This window comes from Bacillus sp. FSL H8-0547 (assembly GCA_038002745.1).
Lineage (GTDB): Bacteria > Bacillota > Bacilli > Bacillales > Bacillaceae > Bacillus_P.
This window is the reverse complement of sequence record JBBODD010000001.1, coordinates 2,199,503-2,216,759: the sequence shown is the minus strand read 5'-3', so window position 1 is coordinate 2,216,759 and position 17,257 is coordinate 2,199,503. Positions and strand designations below refer to the sequence as shown.

Below are 17,257 nucleotides of genomic sequence, written 5' to 3'. Positions count from 1 at the left end.
TCTCTAGATTTTTTTATCTACTACAAATCCCAGGAACTCCGTTAATGCTGCGTACAAATCCAGCATCTTCTTCGACGGAATCTCCCGGACAATTTCCTTCGTCTGACTGTCTACCACCGTCACATAATACTCATTCAGCTTCTCATGCAGCTGAAACTGAATCGACGTGTTCGCCGGCTGCAGAAACTCATTGATGCTCTTCACCGCTTTCTCAATCTCTTCTTTCGGAAAAGCAGGAATATATTCTTCTTTACTTCCTTCTTGTATGGTTACGGGCTTCGTGTCAATCTCTGAGATGCGCGGACCAGGCTGGGATGACATTTTCTCAATCATCATGATGGGTCGCTCCTTGGGTATATGTTCTATTGGTTATATCGGAGAGATTGAGGAGATTTGAAGGTTTGGGGAGTTTAAATTGGGCTTAAATGTGTAAAGGAAGATTATTATTCTTTACAGAAATAAATATAATTTAGTAAAATAAAAAAGAACAAACGTTCCCTTTTTTAAGGAGGTATTTAGATTAATACTTTTGAGACTACGCCAATAGAAGTCATGCAAATGCTGACAGGTAAACTGTTAGGAGACGGAAACTTATCTATTGAAAAAGGAAAAAGACCAAGATTTCGTTTTTCACATTCTTCTGCAGATTCTGGCTGGTGTTTTCACTGCTACGAAACACTTAAAGCACACATCCCGCTCAGTAAACCTAAATACAGGAGGATCTCTGACAATAGAATAGAGGCTGGGTATACCGAACAATTCTATGTTCAATCCAAATTATCGCCTCTCTTTGATAGCTTACTTCCACTTTGGTATGAAGAAAGAACAAAGAGTATCCCATTCCACCTTCTTGAACAGGTTATTAATCCTCTAACCTTAGCTTGGTGGTATCAGGATGACGGACATTTAAAAATACAAAACAACACCCCTAAAAAAATTATCCTATCCACAGATTCGTTTACTCAAAAAGAAAACATATATTTACAAGTGTTACTTTACACTCAATTTAAGCTTCACTTTAAACTAGATGGGCAAAATCGTCTGGTCATCTACGATCAAAAACAAATTCTGCTGTTCCTGAGAATTGTATACCCGTACATTCATCATTCTATGAAACGAAAAATGCTGTCTCCTCCACAATTAGAAATAGCTTTCCCTGACTACAAGAGAACTTCGATTCAAATTCCTATTCAAATACTAATTAAAAAGCCTACGCAAGAAATTAGAGACGTTCTTAATAAATTCATGAATCTTAACCCACTAGCACTGTATGAATCATATTTTTCACTTTCTAACACTAATGAAATGAAGAAACGAAAATCCTATCAAATTGTTTTAACAAGGAAGCATCAGGAGTTCCTTGATTTGATTAAAAGAGAAACAGGTATGAATATGAGCGAAGCGGTAAGTACAATGCTTACTCTGAATGCACATGTTAATAGAAAAAGACTCTAGCTGCGCTAGAGTCTTTAATCCAATTAACGAAGTAATTGAAGAACACCTTGAGGCTGTTGGTTGGCTTGAGCAAGCATAGCTTGAGCAGCTTGAGAAAGAATAGAATTCTTTGTTTGGTTCATCATTTCTTTCGCCATCGCGCGAACATTTACTTTCATAAATGACCAGACTATATCTTCACCCTCTGATTTAGCAGTAGGGGTTGGGCACTTCGGATCCTCAATGCTGAACCACATTGATTCACCTACGGATTTCATCACCATAGCTTGCGCCTTAGATGGTCTATCCTAGTCGTTGAACCTTCTCCAGAGTTTCCTCACAGGAGCTTGGCTGCTGATTGCCCAATCTTCTCTTTTTTCAGACCTTCACGCTTGTCGTTTCCGACTGCGTTGTGGCAAGAAAAGCTCTAAGGGGTTCCCAGCAATTCACCCAATTATGATCTCTGGCCGTTACCAGCCAGGACGACTGTGCTTGTCACTGCTTAGGCAGCTAAAGCATAATCTACGTCACGAACACGTGATTCTGCAGCAGTTAAGTTTTCAGAAGATGTGTTCAGGTTGTTGATTGTGTGTTCTAAACGGTTTTGGTATGCACCGAGTTTAGAACGCTCTTTTGAAACTTCTTCAATTGCTGAATCAATGTTAGTGATAGTAGCTTTTGCAGCATCATGATCTGTAACATCTACTCTTCCAGCTGTAGATAGGTTGATTGCAGCACCTGCAGTAGTCATATCACGAATTGCTAAACTAATATTTTGATCTTCGTTTGCTCCAATTTGGAAAGTAGCGGAGCCAGCTTCTACTACTACGTTACCAATAGCATCATCCGCTGTGTAACCAGCGTTTGTTTTGATTGTAATTCCAAAGTCAGAGAAATTTAGTTCTTGTGCACCATCTGCGTTAGTGATCGTTTGAGTTTTAGTACCAAACGTCATTGTTAACTCACCGGCTGTACCGCTTGTAATTGCATATGTTCCAGCAGTAGCACCAGAAGTTTCAGCAGAAGCTACACCAGTAACTGCAAGAACAGTGGTAGTAGCAGCGTCTTGATCTACTGTACCGCCAAGGTTACCTTTTAGAAGTTTTTGAGTATTGAATTCAGTAGTATCACCGATTCGATCGATTTCACTCTTTAACGCATTTAGTTCTTCTTGGATAGCTGTTCTATCTTCAGTTACGTTTGTGTCATTTGCACCTTGTACTGAAAGTTCACGCATACGCTGAAGAATTTCATGAGTCTCATTTAAGGCACCTTCAGCCGTTTGAATCATAGAAATAGCATCTTGTGAGTTACGAGAAGCTTGGTCTAAACCACGAATTTGTCCACGCATTTTTTCAGAAATCGCAAGTCCAGCTGCATCGTCACCTGCACGGTTGATACGCTGACCAGAAGCTAATTTCTCCATTGATTTAGATTGAGCGCCAGAAGCACTGCTCAATTTGTTGTAAGTATTAAGAGCCGCAATATTATGATTAATTCTCATTACAAATTTCCTCCTTGAATTGTATGTTTTCATCCACATCCTTGTGGAAGATGTCAGACTGGGCCGAGCCGGCCGTCTGCAGTCCTGCCTGACACTTTTTATATCGACAGGCAGAGGTATTGTTTAATAGAATTAGAAAAAAATTCATAAAAAAACCTCAAGCCGATGTGCTTAAGGTTATCTGTTTCTTAGCTGGGACAAGAGGTTTAGCGATACGTCCGCCGCTTTGCTGTTTTCTTCCTGAATGGAAAGGTAGATTTCTTTCCGATGGATGTCAATGTGTTTTGGGGCGCTGATGCCGATTTTGACCTGATCGCCTGAGATGGAGATGACGGAGATCTCGATATCGTCGCCGATTTTGATGGCTTCCCCTGTTTTTCTTGTGAGTACGAGCATCAGGCTTCCTCCCATAGGCGGTGTTTGGTTGTGTAGTCTGTTCCGCTCAGGATGAGCTGCTTGCCTGTTTTTTGTTTACGGTTGATGATGACCGGACCCTGGAGATTGGCGGTTGAAGCATTGAATGGGTCTGTTACGGTCAGGATGACGTAAACTTCCACGTCCTTTTCGCTATCAATGGACAGGGTTTCTTTGGAGGATTCGTCAATCTCAAATTCATAGTCTTTGAAAAAGAAAAACGGACTTGTGACGACGAAGGCAGTGGAGGGGCTCTTAACAGACTGAAGAATGTAAAAGGATGAGTCCTCTTCAAGCGGCAGAAGGATAAACGACCTTTCATCCAAAAATCCGGGTATGCCATGCTCAAAAGCTAGTTTTTCGCCTTCATCTATATCAACCGTTCCGTGGTACTTCGTTTCGATAACCATGCTTCACGTTCCTTTCTGTTAAATGACAAAATCAATTTTCAGCTGATTGCGCTCAGCAAGATGGATCTTTACGTCTCCGGCTTCATAGTCCATGTCCGGCTTATTTGCCGTGCTTTCAATGACGGGTTTATTCGTCTTCACATCAATCTCAACCTCTGCAGGCTGATAGGCAAGCTTCACACTGAAATGCGACGGAATAAAGCCGATGTTAAATTGCTTCTCCGGGCGCTCGCTGTTCACTTTTGCCTGGGCAGTCAGAGGACGGCCGCCGTTTTCAATCCGCATCTGCTCATCACCCTGCCTGATGCGCCTTGCAATTCCGGATAAAAGATCCTGCCGGCCCATATCCGCGGCTTCTTCGATACGCTTTGAAATATGCTTCAAGTCGACATCTTCCCGCGCCTTTGACTGATCAATTGTCAGTTTTCCAGGTGTGGTACGGATAGACACTTCTGCCTTCGGCTGCTGAATGGAAAGGTCGGCAGGCTTTTGTTCAATGGAAAGCTTCGCGTTCACGGTTTCAATTCCAATTCTGGCAAACCTGCTTTCAAGTCTGATTTGAGGAATGTTCATTCATGTTCCCCCTCCTAGTAAAAAAGCTATCTCGCAAAAGATAGCTTTATCTTATAAAGTCCATCAGCGTCGGCTGCATGATCCTCGCACCGACTGAAAGCGCAGCTCTGTGAAGGCTTTCCTGTGCTGTGAGACTCATGATGACTTTCTCAAGATCTGCGTCTTCGTTTTCCGAAAGAATACGTGTAGACACAACTTCCTGCTTCATCACCCGGTCTTCAATCAGCTCAAGACGGTTATACCTAGCGCCAAGCTCCGCGCGTTCAGCGGTCATGGCGTCCATTTTCCCGTCCAGGTCTGAAAGCAGTCCATCCAGACCGGACGCATCACCTGATGACAGTGCTTTTTCAATTGACCCCACAACGGCGAACAAATCTACGCTGAATACGTTATCTGAATTGATATTCGCTTTGAGTGAAACTCCTTTTGATACTTCTACTTCAAAGGGAGATTTATCAACGAGGACGGTTACCGTACCGTCAGCATTCAGTGTCACCGGAGCCTTTTTCGTTTCCGTTCCGTTGAAAATATAATTCCCCGCTACCTGGGTATTGGCAGACCCGACCAGGTCCTCTTTCAGCTGCTTGATTTCAGCGCCGATCGCTTTCAAGTCCTCGGGGCTGTTGGTGCCGTTGCTTGCCTGCACGACAAGCTCGCGGACACGCTGAAGAACCTGCGTGCCCTGCTCGATGCCCGCTTCTGAGTTTTCCATCCACTGATAAGCTTCGGAAATGTTACGCTGGTACTGTTCAACTTCTGTCAGGTTTGTACGGTAGTGCATGCCTTTCATGGCAACGACCGGATCTTCAGACGGCCGGCTGATTTTTTTGCCAGTTGCGAGCTGGTCCTGGTACGTTCCCATTTTTTCATAGCTTTTGCTTAAATTCCGGAGAGAATTTGCTGCTAGCATACTTTGTGTGACGCGCATGGTTTTTCACCTACCTTCTTAATCCATTGATAATGGTGTCAAGCATCTCGTCCTGCAGCGAAATCATTTTCGCCGAGGCATTATAGGCGTGCTGAAATTGAATCATATTAGTCATCTCTTCATCAAGTGACACAGCACTTACCGACTGGCGGCGCTGGTCAACTGCCGAACGGAGGACATCTGTGTTGCTTGAGAGGCGGTTTGCTTCCTGGGCATCAACGGCCATTCCTCCAATTAAGCTTTCGTAGAAGTCCTGGATGGTCGTCGTTTTTCCGCCAATGGAAAACGTCTGATTTTTCACTTCTGCAAGCGCCAAAGCATTTTTTCCGTCTCCGATGTTTCCATTGGAAGACGCTGCGATGTTGTCGGTTGAATCGAGAATATCCTGGTGCAGCTGAATAAGGGCAGCGGCACCTTGAGGAGGATTTGTCAGGCTGCCGAGATCGAAGAATGGAGAGCTGACTGCTCCACCTTCTTCTATTCTCTTGATGCTGTAGCCCGCTTCCTGAACTTTGTTGACTTCGGTTGCAAAGCTGTAGGCAAGCTGGTCAAGCTGCTGAAGCATTTCCGGGTAAACTCCCTTAGCAGAACCGCCCTCATTGTATCCGTACGAATCAATTAAACTGCGGATCTTGCCCGCGCTGCCGAAATCCTTTACATCTAAAGCTGTTCCGCCAATCGAGACGGTATCAGCAAGACCGTTATCAGAAGAATATCCGACGCTTATTTCATTCACTGTTTTTGTCTTGCCGTCAACAAGTGTTCCGAGAGATTTGCCTCCAGCGTCCACGATTTCAATAGAAACGGATCCTTCCGCGATCGGAAGCGCATTTCCCCCGCTTTTTTCATAGGAGATTTTCACGTTGGAGAGGCCCGACAGCTGATCTAGCAGACGGTCCCGCTCGTCGTACAAATCATTCGCCAGATAGCCGTGCGGCTCTATTTCCGAGATTTGTTTGTTGATGCTGTTAATCTGGTTTGCAAGGGAGTTGATCTCTTTGACTGAAACTTCAAGTTCGCTCTTCAGCTCACCCTGCACAGCTTTCAGAGATGTAGAAAGATAGTGGAACGTTTCGGCTACCGCTTTTCCCCTCTCGCGGACAACTGAACGGGCGCCTGCGTTCGTCGGGTTCAGGGCCAGGTCCTGCATTGACTGCCAGAAACGGTCAAAGCTTTTGGAGAGACCGGTCTCAGACGGCTCATTCATGATTTCTTCCATCTTCAGAAGAGCATCGGCGCGGGAATCCCAATACCCGCTTTTGTTATTTTCATAGCGGAACTGCGTGTCCAGAAAGCTGTCCCGCACACGTTCAATTGTCCCTGCCTGAACGCCGGTTCCGGTTTGCCCCGGGATATGCGGACGGTTGATGGACGCGTTAGGATAGGGCTCCGTCTGTTCAAAATTAACACGCTGCCTTGTGTAGCCCGGTGTGTTGGCATTGGCAATATTGTGGCCTGTTGTGTTCAGGGCGCTTTGCTGTGTAAACATTCCTCTTTTGGCAATTTCAAGACCTGAAAAAGTCGAGCGCATGGTTCATTCCTCCGAGCTTTATGCTTTTGAATCAAATAATGATTTTCGTTTCGGCTGAGCTGCCGCAGTTAAGCCCGGAGGCTTGTAGGCCGGGGACTCTTCCTTAGGCATGAGCATATCAAGAGACAGGGAGACAAACTGAAGGGCCTGAACGGTCAGCTGCTGATTGAGCTTGTTTGCATGTTTCAGCTTGTCCATGACATCTGTCAGGGAGGATAAAAGCTGAGCAAACTGGACCTTGTCTTCTCCCTCTGCTTTTTCAATGCATGCCGACAATGTAAGATCATAATCTCTGCCCAGATAGGCTGAGGTGAGCGGAATCCGCTCCTTCTCTGCAAGCTTAATAGCGCTTACGCAGATGTGCTCCTGCTTCAGGGTTTGCTGAAGCACAGCCAGATCTTCTTTTTTCAGAGCTTCTGTTTTGGCTTCGGCTAGCTTCAGAAGCTGCTGATTGAGCCTGAGAAGCTTCTCGAGTTTAAAAATTAATGGCTGTGCTGACACGGCAAATCCCCCTGGTTCTATTTCTTATAGTGATTAAAAAGGCTTTCGGCAACAGCTTTCGGGTCCGGCTGGTAAGTGCCGCTTTCAACCTGCTTTTTCAGAGCTGCCACTTTTTCCTGTCTTGCGGCATCGATGCTGTTCTGCTGCTGAAGTTCTTTCGCTTTGGATGAGATCTCTACCTTATCCTGTTTCTGTGCAGCCTGCGGGAGCTGCTGCTTTTCCGCACTTCTTTGGTAGGGATTGATTGAAGCTGAATTCAGATGATTGATTTTCATCTCTTATCCTCCTCCATTCCTGTGATGATATCTTTATCGGCCCTATTTGCCGGCCATTAATAGTCTTACTAGTTTTTGGGCTGAAAGGTATAGAAAGTCGCTTTCTCTTCTGTGACTTTCTGACGGCGTTCTTCCTCCCGCTCTAAGTCGAACAGCTGAGTTTTCAAGTCTTTTGAACATGTGAGGCACAGCTTGTTCTCCCTGATCAGCGTTCCGCATTTCTGGCACGGGTAGCCAAGATTCGGGAAATTGGCGAGCTGGATTCTTCCCTGTCTGATGAATTTCAGAATCGTGTCTTCAGAGACTTCTGTTTCCTCTGCAGTAGTCACCAGTGTTGCGCTGCGGTTTTTGCTTTGCTTTAAATAGCCGTAAACAGCTTCAAACTGACGCTCTTCTTCTTTGCTGCATGTATCGCAAACTGTTTTAAACGTGGTTTTTACAAATAATGAGTAGCATTCCGGACAATTTGATAGTTCCACAATTATTTCTCCTATCATTGTACTATATATCAATATTATCGGTTCGTTTTTGAAAACGTTTAGCCCCTGATGAGAGTTAAAGAGGAGACCTTTTTTGCCCCGTTTTGGATCAGCACGTTTGCCGCTTGCCTGATTGTCGTGCCTGTTGTGTAGATATCATCGATTAGAAGGATGTGTTTTGAGAGAATGTCAGAAGGGTTTTCGATAAAAAAGACATTTTCACTTTGAAGGCGTTCTTCGCGGGTTTTTTTGGATTGTTTTTCAAGATGTTTGCGGTTTAAGGGAGAAAGGACGGGGCGGCCGAGAAGTTCGGCGAGGAGGAGTGCCTGATTAAATCCTCGTTCATAAAGTCTTTCGCTGCTCAGAGGGACCGGAACGATGAGGCCGGCCTCTTTAAAGTGCTGAAGGAAAGCTTGCCGGAAGGAGTCTTGAAAGACACGCACTAATGCTGCGTCACCCCTGTACTTGTATCTGGCAATCACATCCTTCATCCAGTCATTGTAGTGGTAAACCGAGCGGTTACTTGTGAGAACGTGGCCTATTTCATCGGACTGCCATCTTTCACAGTCATAACAAATCTGTTCATCTGCCTGAGGCCGGCCGCAGGTTTGACAGACCGGTCCTTCGATCAGAGTGAAATTATCAAAGCATTCTGAGCAGCATGCTTCTTCCTTTTCCAAGAAAAAAACGCTTCTCCAGGTAACCGTCTTTTCCAGTTCTGCTGCGCAAATCAGACAAAGGCTCACTCTTCACCTCTTTCAAATCTCCGGCAGCGCGGCATGTCAGAAACCATTTTCGCCGACTCCGCAAGCTTGACGATCAGCGTTGTCATCTGCTGTTTGTCTATGAATTCCGCTTTGACGTAGGCGATTTTGCCGGCGTCTGTCACATATCTCGGCTGGACTCTGTTCAAGACAAGCGCGAGCACGTCATTCAGACATTCATCGCACGTGCAGCTCATCTGAAGAGCCTGCTTATATTCAAATAACAGGTCTGACATAATTTGTTCCATTGCATTAACAGCCAACGTCCTGTCCCCTTTCTTGCTGCTACTAACCGATTATGCCACAACGTAAAAATGTTGGATATATTTAACATGCTAAACAGTCAGAAAGTCACTTTCGCAGCTTGCGAGTTCATCATCTGAATATGCTTTTTGGCACGAATCATCGCCTCTGTTTTCCCGTAGTGAAAAAAGCGGACATCCCCATCAGGGTGTGCAGCGCTCCTGCCGACTCGTCCTGCTATCTGGACAAGTGCGCTTTCAGTAAAAATACCTGCTTCTGCACCGAGCACTGCCGCATCCGAATTGGGAATGGTGACTCCCCTCTCTAAAATGGTCGTTGTCACAATGATTGGAATGGCGCCGTCTCTGAACTTCTGCACCTTTTCTTTTCGGTCAGGATCCTCTGCATGGACCCCTTCTATCGCTGGGTGCTGCTCTTTCAGGATCGCCACAGCGTCTTTTAAAACGGAAATTGAAGGAACAAATAAAAACGCCTGTTTGTTTAAGCTAAGACGGTCAGTGACCCATTGCTGAAGCGGTTCAGGGAGTCTCTGTTTCTGAAGCGCCCGTTTGTAATGCCCGCACCAGGTGAAGGATGGAACAGGGAGTGGATGGCCGTGGTATCTTTGCGGAATTTTCACATGAAGACTGATGGTTTCTTTTAGTTTTTCAGAAGGGGTGGCGGTTAAGTAAATCAGGGAACTTTCCGGTTTTCGCGCTCTGGCTGCAGCAAACTGGAGTTTTTCGTCGGCTGAAAATGGAAAGGCATCCACTTCGTCAATGATCAAGACATCAAATGCAGCGGTGAAGCGCATGAGCTGATGGGTCGTTGCGATGACGAGATCCGCTTCCTGAAAGCGTTCTTCACTTCCGCCGAATAGGGAGGCGATCTTCACTTCTGGAAAGGCAGCACGCAGTCTTGGAGTCAGTTCAAGGATGACATCCGTTCTCGGGGCAGCAAGGCAAACTTGTTTATTTTCTGATAGCGCTGCCTCAATTCCGTGAAACAGCATCTCGGTTTTACCCGCTCCGCATACGGCCCAGAGCAGCAGATCCTGCTTATTTCTTACAGCATAAACCATTTGGTCAGACCCTTTTTGCTGGGCATTTGAAAGCCTTCCATCCCACTTCAGGCCTGTAAATGCTGCCTCGCTCTTCGGCCGGCACGGGCCTGTCCATTTGATGAGAGGCGTACATTCGCTTACTCTTCCCATCTGAATGCAAGCCCTGCAATAGGAGCAGCTTTCACTGCATCTCGCGCATGGAAAGGAGTCAATGAGCCGGGGATCGTTATTTCCGCACCGGGAGCATACGCCATCTTTCACGCCGTATTCATAGCTGACATAGCCGTGTTCAACATGTGATTGGATAAGGGCAAAGGGGAAAGGAAGCTCATCAGGAAGCAGCAATCTGCCTTGAAGGTATGTTTGGAGGTCTTTGGAGAATAAAAATGATGGATTGGTTCGGCTGACACGGAGGCTGTGTTTGGCGACCTGAAGTCCTTCATTCACAATCTCTGCGGGTTTCAGCAATCCATTTTGGACCGAAAACCTCACTCCTGATCGAACTTCGTTTTTTCAATTTTTCTGAAGCGCTTTTCAACACTGATCGGCGTACGGTTCAATTGTTTGGCAATCTCGCGGAATTTGATGTTCTGTTTTCTAAGTTCAACCAGCTTACGGTCCTCAAGTGTTGTCCAGTGTCGATACGACCGTTTTTGAATATCAATTTCCTGCATATGATCTCTCCTCTATATGGATAATGAAGTATACATATCCAAGTATGGGAATAAATGCAGATATTGTCTAGTCATGTAATAAAAAAAGTATTGAAATAATGAAAATTTTCGGTGGGAATTTCGTCTTTTTTTCGTTGTTTTTCGTCCTTCTCTTCGGATACCGAAGAAAAATTGCAGGAAGAGAGTCCTGTGTTGACAAAAAGAGAAGTGGGTACTTATGCGGACAAATGATGCACCGTGGGAATGGAGTCAATTTTTAAAGGAGCTTTCTTATTATTTATCGGTTTAGCCAGCCGTTTTTTTATACTAAATTTCATCCAAAGAGAAAACCGCTCGGCAGCCGCTCTAAGGCGGCCGGCAGAGCGGCTTCTTTATCTCGTATACCAGCCAAGGCCCATAGCCCCTTCACCCAAATGGGTTCCGATAACGGGTCCGAAATAGCTGATGGAATATTCGACGTGGGGATATTTTGCTTCGAGTTCTGCTTTCATGCTCTCTGCCTCATCAGGACGGTTTGCATGAATGATGACAGCGCGCATCGGCCTGCCTTTGCTTGCCTCTTCGTCAAAAAGGTCATAGATGCGGTTGAGCGCTTTTTTGCGTGTGCGGATTTTTTCAAATGGCACGATGAGTTTGTCTACAAAGTGCAGAATAGGTTTGACTTGTAGCAGGCTTCCAATCAGGGCCTGCGCACCGCTCAAGCGTCCTCCGCGCTGCAGGTGGGAAAGATCATCCACCATAAAATAGGCGCTGATTGATTGCTTCACTTCGTTTAAGCGTTCGATAATTTCCTCAGGCGTTTTGCCCAGAGCTGCCATTTCTGCTGCTTCAATTGCGTAAAAGCCCTGCACCATGCAGCTGACTTCTGAATCAAACGCATAGACCTTGATGCTTTCCGCCATTTGTCCTGCAGTGACGGCTCCATTATAGGTTCCGCTGATGCCGCTTGATAAGTGAACGCTGATCACTGCGTCATATTCTTTTGAAAGCTCCTGAAACAGCTCGACAAATTTTCCGACGGGCGGCTGTGACGTTGTCGGGAGCTCGCCCTTGCTTTTGACTTCCTCATAAAATTCGGCAGCCGTTATTTCGACTTCCTCCTGATACACTTCCCCGCCAAAAATAACGCTGAGCGGAATCATATGGATGTTCAGCCGCTCGCGGGTTTCTTTCGGTATATAAGCTGTACTGTCCGTAACAATTGCCGTTTTCATAAAATGTACCTTCCTTGTCATCGACTTCTCAACTTGTTCTTTCATTCTATAAGATAATGCTATAAATTTCATTAATTTTTCATGTAAATAATTGGTGCACAGCAAAAACCCCTGTTACCTATCATAACAGGGATTCGCTTTATAGAAAAATTTCAAAACGAAAAAAACCCGCCGAAGCAGGTTCTATCGCACTTCCACCCAGCCGTTTTTGATGGCAACGACTACAGCTTGTGTACGGTCATTAACGTTCATTTTCTGAAGAATGTTGCTTACGTGGTTTTTAACGGTCTTTTCACTGATGAAAAGAGCTTCGCCGATGCCGCGGTTGCTTTTGCCGTCAGCAAGCATCTGCAGCACTTCACACTCTCGGCGCGTCAGGATATGTAATGGACGCCGAATTTCCGTTGCGATTGTGGCCGTGCCTCCGCCTGAACCGCTTGTCGCGAGGCGTCTGAATTCATTCACAAGGTTGTGAGTGACTTTAGGGTGCAGGTAAGAACCGCCGTCAGAAACAACTTTAACCGCTTCAATCAGCGTATCTGCATCCATTTCCTTCAGCAGGTAGCCGCGTGCCCCCGTTTTCAGCGCATGAGTGACATAGTTTTCGTCATCATGAATGGATAGAATAATGACTTTCGTTTCAGGATTTGCTTCTACAAGCTGCTTTGTTGCTTCCACGCCGTTTACTTTCGGCATGTTGATGTCCATGATGACGACATCAGGCTTGCTGTCTTCAACGATTGAAAGAGCATCCTCTCCGTCATCGCCTTCTGATACAACTTCAAAGCTTGGTTCAAAATCCAGGATCCGCTTAACGCCTTCCCGGAATAATTGGTGATCGTCTATAATTGCAATTCTTGTCTTCATGCATACGCCTCCCATTTTTTATTCTAGTCTAAAACAAGGTCATGCCGTCAATATGCCTTTTGTCTCCTTTTTCAGACGTTAAGAGGCACCTGTATCATAATGAATGTCCCAAGACCTATTTTCGAATCAATGGTCATTCTTCCGTTCAGGAGCTCCACCCGCTCCCTCATGCCGAGCAATCCGAATGACTTTTTCTGATTTTGAATGGTATCCCTCGTATCAAAGCCTTTTCCATTATCTTTGATCATGAGGACAATATTATTCTGATTCACTTCGACTTTCACCTGTATCTCGCGGGCCTCAGCATGCTTGAGGGCATTTGTCACAGCCTCCTGGGCAAGGCGGAACAGCGCAACCTCAAACCGCGGAGGCAGCCGGTTTTCCTCAAATTCTCCAAGGCTCGAGAACAGGATTCGTGTTTTCCCGTTATACTCCTCAATCGTATACAGATACTTCCTGAGCGTCGGAATCAGGCCAAGGTCATCCAGGGCCATTGGTCTCAGGTCATAGATGATGCGGCGCACCTCATAAAGGGCATTCCGGACATTCTGCCTCAAAGAGCGGATTTCCTTGAATCCCTCTTCAGAACCGCGCTCTCTGAAAATCCGCTCAATTAATTCAGAGCGCATCATCACATTTGCAAGCATCTGTGCAGGCCCGTCGTGAATCTCACGCGAAACGCGCTTACGCTCTTCTTCCTGCGCTTCAATAATTCTGAGGCCAAAATCCTGCCTCTGCTGGGCATCTTCAATGAGCAGGCCAACCTGCCGCAGATCCTGATGCAGATAGTTCAGGACGACGGTAATCTGGCTGACAAGCACCTCAGCGCGTTCAATCGTCTCCTGAAGGCCGAGCAGCCTTCTCTCAAGGTCATCACGGCGGTCTCTAAGCTGCTTTTCCTTCTGCTGCAGCATCGTCAGCTCCACCTGAAGCTTGTGGGCCTTCTCATACGCCTCCCGAATTTCCTCTTCGCTGAACTGCTTGAAGTGCTTGCTGACCTCTGAGAGGCGCTTTCTGGCGAATCTCGCATGCACCTCAAGCTTGTCCCCCTGCTCAATGACATCATTCACCTGTATTTTGATTTGCTTTAACTCTTCGACGAGCGATTCGTATTGATGGCGGGACTGTTCGCCGATCTTAAAGATCTCGCCTTTGCTGCCGTCCACGGTTTTTACCATTTTATCCAGAATCTGATCGAGCACTTTGCAGTCGAGCTTTTTGGAGTCCACTATATCTCCTCCGCTAATGGGTTAAAATAAACTTCACACAATATCACACAATATAATGATTGAAGTGAAAATTTTGTCGCTTTATAATAGAAGAATGTGCTTAAGAAATGCGTAAGCGCCTGTTCAGCTCCGAAAGCCAGATAAGAAATCACCGGAAAAGTCCGATTTTGACTTTTTTGGGGATTTTGTTCTGGCAGAGGAGTTAGGCGCTGAAGCTGGACAGCGCACAATATACTCATAAAAAATGCTGCCTTCTGCAACCCTTTAAGGAGGTGTACAAGCATGCTTTCACACTATTATACCGTAAAAGGATACGGAGAGCATGAAATATCCATACAGAAATCCCGTTTTATTTGTTATCTTACCCGTGCTGAAACAGAAGAAGAGGCACAGGCCTTCATCCAGGAAATTAAAAAGAAGCACTGGGACGCAGCGCACAACTGTTCCGCCTATCTGATCGGGGAACAGGATCACATCCAAAAGGCAAACGATGACGGAGAACCAAGCGGGACAGCAGGAGTGCCCATCCTTGAAGTTCTGAAAAAAAGGCAGCTGAAAGATACAGTCGCAGTCGTGACGCGTTATTTCGGCGGCATCAAGCTCGGCGCAGGCGGTCTGATCCGCGCATACGGAAGCTCGGTATCAGAGGCGTTAAATGAAATCGGCATTGTGGAGCGTAAGTTGACCCGTGTGATGCATACTAAGATTGATTATACATGGCTCGGAAAAGTGGAGAACGAACTGAGAAACTCCAGATTTCAGCTCAAAGAGATCCACTACCTTGATACCGTTGAGGTTGAGACCTACACAGACGAGGGCCAGAAAGAAGCATTTACAGAATGGATGACTGAGCTGACAAACGGCCAGGGAGAAATTACAGAAGGCCGGCAGCTTTACTTAGAACAGCCAAAAATTTAAGAAAAATGAGGAGTATCTTATGAATAGGCAAGAAGTAAAGAAAATAAAGAAAAAGAAGAAGAAAAGTATTTTTAAACGCATCTTATTTTTGTTCTTCATCCTCTTTTTAGCTGTAGGAGGATATGCCGGCTACGTGTTCTACCAAACCTATCAGGCAGCAAACAATTCCTACGATGATCTCGGCAGGGATAAATCGAAGCTCCGCGATGAAGCCGTTACCATATCAAATGATCCGGTTTCGATCCTTCTTCTCGGCGTTGAGGATTATTCAAGCGGCGGAAAAGGCGGCCGTGCAGATACACTGATGGTCGCAACCTTTAACCCAAAGGATCAGACGATGAAGCTGCTTAGTCTTCCCCGCGACACACGCGTAAACATTCCGGGAAAAGAATCAAAGCGTAAAATTAACTCAGCCTACTCCTCCGGCGGAAAAGAGCTGACGATTGAAACAGTAGAGGATTTCCTTGATATCCCGATTGATTATTATGCAACCGTAAACTTTGAAGGTTTTAAAAACATCATTGATATCGTCGGCGGCATCACCGTTGATGTTCCGTTTGATTTTGAACAGAACAGTGATGATCCTAAAGCTGAAGTGCTCGAATTCAAAGAAGGCCCTATGGAGATGGACGGACGGTACGCTCTTGCTTATGCCCGGATGAGAATGGCGGATCCAAACAATGATATCGGCCGAAACGAAAGACAGCAGCAGGTCGTGAAAGAAGTCATCAATGAAATAGTTTCTGCAGGTACCCTGCTGAAGGTTGATCAGCTGACAAACGAAGTTGGGGAAAATGTTGAGACGAACATGAGAATGTCTGAGCTTCTCGGCTTTTACAAGAAATACAACAATTTCAACACCAATAAAATTGAGACGGTTAAACTTGAAGGCGTCGGCGAATACATCGGAAATGCCGCCTATTGGATTCCGGATGATACAAGTCTTGCCAATACTCAGATTGAGCTCAAAAAACACCTTGAGCTTGAAACAGATAACGATACACTCAGCAGTACAAACGAATAGGAAAAAGCTCCGGCCGGTGCCGGAGCTTTTTTCATGCACAAAAAAAATCCGTACAGCGCGTGCTGTACGGATTTATTAATTGTCTTTTTGAGGCTTTGCCGTCAGTTTTCTGAAGGCATTGATAAGCGGCTTATGACCTTCGCCAATCAGGCCGACAAGCTCTGCTGCAATTTGAATGAACAGAAGCAGAATCATCATGATGAATAGCGCCATCCACATCGTTGCATTAGAGAAGATGATGGCAGATAGACCAAAGCATGCGCTGAAGAAGTAAATAAGCAGAACCGATTTTCTGTGGCTGAAGCCAAGATCGACCAGACAGTAATGCAGGTGAAGCTTGTCAGGCGCAGCAATATTCTGCTTGTTCACAAGCCTTCTGACAATCGCGAATAGCGTGTCGAAAATAGGTATAGCCAAAACAATGATCGGGATAATAAAACCGAACAACGTGATGTTTTTAAACAATCCCATCGTGGAGAGTATGGCGATCGAGTAGCCTAAAAACAGCGCCCCGGTATCTCCCATGAAGATTTTGGCCGGATAGAAGTTGTGCACCAGAAAGCCAAGCGAGCTTCCGATTAGAATGACGCACAGCGACACAACCGCAAATTGAAAGTTTGTAAAGGCCATAATCAGGATGCTTGTCATCGCAATGGATGAAACACCTGCAGCAAGCCCGTCCAGTCCGTCGATCAAATTGATCGCATTGGTTACCCCAACAATCCAGAGAATCGTGACAGGATAGCTCCAGTAATCAAGGTAAATGAGCCCGAAAAACGGAAGCGTGATTTTGTTGATCAGCAAACCTGATGATACGACAACTCCGGCAGCTGCCAGCTGTCCGATAAGCTTATATTTCGCTTTAAGCGTAAAACGGTCATCTAAAATACCGACAAGAACAATGATGAACGCGCCGATGATGACTTCATTCATATACATGGATTCGGGCTTAAGATAAAGGAAGCCTGCAGCGGTTCCGATAAAGATTGCAAGACCGCCCATCCTCGGCATCAGGCCCTGATGGATTTTTCGACTGTCGGGCTTATCAACTGCACCCATTTTTATTGCAAGTTTTTTAATAAGTGGTGTGATCGATACAGCCACTATAAAAGAAACTATAAAAGCTATAATATAATTAGAATAATCTAACATGTCTGCACCAACTTATGTGTGATATTTTCACTTCCTCCATCATAGCAAAAATATTTAAAC

General features: G+C 45.6%; 21 protein-coding genes and 1 pseudogene. 3 read left to right on the top strand and 19 right to left on the bottom strand.

Annotated features, from left to right (window positions below):
- Nucleotides 1–3: 3 nt before the first annotated feature.
- Nucleotides 4–336, bottom strand: a complete 333-nt coding sequence (gene flaG / locus MHB63_10870; protein ID MEK3807034.1) for a flagellar protein FlaG — start codon at nucleotides 334–336, stop codon at nucleotides 4–6.
- A 222-nt stretch (nucleotides 337–558) separates the two neighbouring features.
- On the opposite strand from flaG, the gene MHB63_10865 reads away from it, so the two are divergent.
- Nucleotides 559–1,455 (top strand): endonuclease, encoded by an 897-nt coding sequence (locus MHB63_10865; protein MEK3807033.1) that lies wholly within the window; start codon nucleotides 559–561, stop codon nucleotides 1,453–1,455.
- Between the two features lie 23 nt (nucleotides 1,456–1,478).
- On the opposite strand, the pseudogene MHB63_10860 reads toward MHB63_10865, so the two are convergent.
- The 17 genes and pseudogenes from MHB63_10860 to MHB63_10780 form a co-directional block, all read right to left on the bottom strand.
- A pseudogene (locus MHB63_10860) lies at nucleotides 1,479–1,592 on the bottom strand (flagellin).
- 344 nt (nucleotides 1,593–1,936) lie between these two features.
- A complete protein-coding gene (locus MHB63_10855) occupies nucleotides 1,937–2,938 on the bottom strand; it encodes a flagellin (protein ID MEK3807032.1) in 1,002 nt (333 codons plus the stop codon).
- 177 nt (nucleotides 2,939–3,115) lie between these two features.
- The gene (gene csrA / locus MHB63_10850; GenBank protein MEK3807031.1) at nucleotides 3,116–3,334 is read right to left on the bottom strand and encodes a carbon storage regulator CsrA; all 219 of its coding nucleotides are present in this window, start codon (nucleotides 3,332–3,334) and stop codon (nucleotides 3,116–3,118) included.
- The gene (fliW, locus tag MHB63_10845) at nucleotides 3,334–3,762 is read right to left on the bottom strand and encodes a flagellar assembly protein FliW (protein MEK3807030.1); all 429 of its coding nucleotides are present in this window, start codon (nucleotides 3,760–3,762) and stop codon (nucleotides 3,334–3,336) included. The genes csrA and fliW overlap by 1 nt, the downstream gene beginning before the upstream one ends.
- An 18-nt stretch (nucleotides 3,763–3,780) precedes the next feature.
- Nucleotides 3,781–4,335 carry a DUF6470 family protein gene (locus MHB63_10840; GenBank protein MEK3807029.1) on the bottom strand — a complete coding sequence of 185 codons (555 nt, stop codon included), beginning with the start codon at nucleotides 4,333–4,335 and terminating at the stop codon, nucleotides 3,781–3,783.
- 46 nt (nucleotides 4,336–4,381) lie between these two features.
- Nucleotides 4,382–5,263: a flagellar hook-associated protein FlgL gene (gene flgL, locus MHB63_10835; protein MEK3807028.1), complete on the bottom strand. Its 882-nt coding sequence runs from the start codon at nucleotides 5,261–5,263 to the stop codon at nucleotides 4,382–4,384.
- 10 nt (nucleotides 5,264–5,273) lie between these two features.
- A complete protein-coding gene (gene flgK, locus MHB63_10830) occupies nucleotides 5,274–6,794 on the bottom strand; it encodes a flagellar hook-associated protein FlgK (GenBank protein MEK3807027.1) in 1,521 nt (506 codons plus the stop codon).
- An 18-nt stretch (nucleotides 6,795–6,812) separates the two neighbouring features.
- Nucleotides 6,813–7,295 (bottom strand): flagellar protein FlgN, encoded by a 483-nt coding sequence (locus MHB63_10825; GenBank protein MEK3807026.1) that lies wholly within the window; start codon nucleotides 7,293–7,295, stop codon nucleotides 6,813–6,815.
- Nucleotides 7,296–7,312: 17 nt separating this feature from the next.
- On the bottom strand, nucleotides 7,313–7,570 hold the full coding sequence (flgM, locus tag MHB63_10820; GenBank protein MEK3807025.1) for a flagellar biosynthesis anti-sigma factor FlgM: 258 nt from the start codon (nucleotides 7,568–7,570) through the stop codon (nucleotides 7,313–7,315).
- Nucleotides 7,571–7,638: 68 nt separating this feature from the next.
- Nucleotides 7,639–8,052, bottom strand: coding sequence for a TIGR03826 family flagellar region protein (locus MHB63_10815; protein MEK3807024.1), 414 nt, complete (start codon nucleotides 8,050–8,052; stop codon nucleotides 7,639–7,641).
- A 56-nt stretch (nucleotides 8,053–8,108) separates the two neighbouring features.
- Nucleotides 8,109–8,783, bottom strand: coding sequence for a ComF family protein (locus MHB63_10810; GenBank protein MEK3807023.1), 675 nt, complete (start codon nucleotides 8,781–8,783; stop codon nucleotides 8,109–8,111).
- A gap of 8 nt (nucleotides 8,784–8,791) precedes the next feature.
- Entirely contained in the window at nucleotides 8,792–9,076 is a 285-nt protein-coding gene (locus tag MHB63_10805) for a late competence development ComFB family protein (protein MEK3807022.1), read from the bottom strand.
- A gap of 80 nt (nucleotides 9,077–9,156) precedes the next feature.
- Nucleotides 9,157–10,269, bottom strand: a complete 1,113-nt coding sequence (locus MHB63_10800) for a DEAD/DEAH box helicase (GenBank protein MEK3807021.1) — start codon at nucleotides 10,267–10,269, stop codon at nucleotides 9,157–9,159.
- A 338-nt stretch (nucleotides 10,270–10,607) separates the two neighbouring features.
- Complete coding sequence (locus tag MHB63_10795) at nucleotides 10,608–10,793, bottom strand: hypothetical protein (protein MEK3807020.1); 186 nt, start codon at nucleotides 10,791–10,793, stop codon at nucleotides 10,608–10,610.
- 371 nt (nucleotides 10,794–11,164) lie between these two features.
- Entirely contained in the window at nucleotides 11,165–12,007 is an 843-nt protein-coding gene (locus MHB63_10790; protein MEK3807019.1) for a DegV family protein, read from the bottom strand.
- A gap of 183 nt (nucleotides 12,008–12,190) precedes the next feature.
- On the bottom strand, nucleotides 12,191–12,874 hold the full coding sequence (locus MHB63_10785; protein ID MEK3807018.1) for a response regulator transcription factor: 684 nt from the start codon (nucleotides 12,872–12,874) through the stop codon (nucleotides 12,191–12,193).
- A gap of 71 nt (nucleotides 12,875–12,945) precedes the next feature.
- Nucleotides 12,946–14,103, bottom strand: coding sequence for a sensor histidine kinase (locus MHB63_10780; GenBank protein MEK3807017.1), 1,158 nt, complete (start codon nucleotides 14,101–14,103; stop codon nucleotides 12,946–12,948).
- Nucleotides 14,104–14,385: 282 nt separating this feature from the next.
- Here MHB63_10780 and MHB63_10775 point away from each other — a divergent pair, with 282 nt between their 5' ends.
- Together MHB63_10775 and MHB63_10770 are read left to right on the top strand one after the other, a co-directional pair.
- Nucleotides 14,386–15,021, top strand: a complete 636-nt coding sequence (locus MHB63_10775; protein ID MEK3807016.1) for a YigZ family protein — start codon at nucleotides 14,386–14,388, stop codon at nucleotides 15,019–15,021.
- 19 nt (nucleotides 15,022–15,040) lie between these two features.
- Nucleotides 15,041–16,045 (top strand): LCP family protein, encoded by a 1,005-nt coding sequence (locus MHB63_10770; GenBank protein MEK3807015.1) that lies wholly within the window; start codon nucleotides 15,041–15,043, stop codon nucleotides 16,043–16,045.
- A 75-nt stretch (nucleotides 16,046–16,120) separates the two neighbouring features.
- Here MHB63_10770 and MHB63_10765 read toward each other — a convergent pair whose 3' ends face one another.
- Nucleotides 16,121–17,197 (bottom strand): MraY family glycosyltransferase, encoded by a 1,077-nt coding sequence (locus tag MHB63_10765; GenBank protein MEK3807014.1) that lies wholly within the window; start codon nucleotides 17,195–17,197, stop codon nucleotides 16,121–16,123.
- Between the last annotated feature and the right edge of the window lie 60 nt (nucleotides 17,198–17,257).